The following is a 712-nucleotide window of genomic DNA, read 5'->3' on the forward strand; positions in this document are numbered from 1 at the left end:
TATTGACCTAAAATAAAAAAAGGCCGCATAGGCCTTTTTACATTTTCCATTATTGCATTTGTTCAATATCCGTACCCTCAGCTGCCACATTCGCCTTCCCCTGCCTCCTGACAAGCGTCAAGGCCATGCCCGCAAAGATCAGCACGATGCCAAGCGTTTGATAGAGGTCAGGGCGGAAGCCTGTGAAGACGGTATCGAGCACGATCGCGACAGCGGGGTCGAGAAATACAATGATTGAAATAAATTTCGTTGATAAAAATCGCAAACTGTCAAAAAACAACAAATATACAATACCCGTATGGATGATGCCGGTAGATACCACCATAATCCAGTTTCCCTGAGATAGGTTAGCAAAAGCGCCAAAGTGAATAAACGGAATCAGGATGATAACCCCTAAACCCGTCTGCAAGAAGGTGGTCGTGTAAGGACTGAGATTGTGAATGCCTTTTCCCAATAAAGTGGTGAACGCATAAAACAGTGCGGCGAGAACTGCCCATATGATCCCTGATCCCATCAGTTGTGTCAATGAAGTGCTGCCGTTAATCCCGGAAATCAGCGCAGTTCCCAGAAAGCAGATGATAATGGAGCTGACGGAGATCACATTTAATTTCTCTCTGTAGAAGAAGCTCCCCAGAAGAAGAACAAGCACCGGCGCTAGATGATAAACGGAGATGGCAATTGTAACGGACGTTTCTTCAAAAGACTTAAATAA

1 protein-coding gene is annotated in these 712 nt (G+C 44.9%); it reads right to left on the reverse strand.

The window, feature by feature from the left end; genetic code table 11:
* Positions 1–49: 49 nt before the first annotated feature.
* The coding region (locus tag ACWHAR_RS27085) for a DMT family transporter (RefSeq protein WP_452088434.1) at positions 50–712 on the reverse strand (663 nt) is incomplete at its 5' end.

The organism is Bacillus sp. LR--39 (assembly GCF_053613335.1).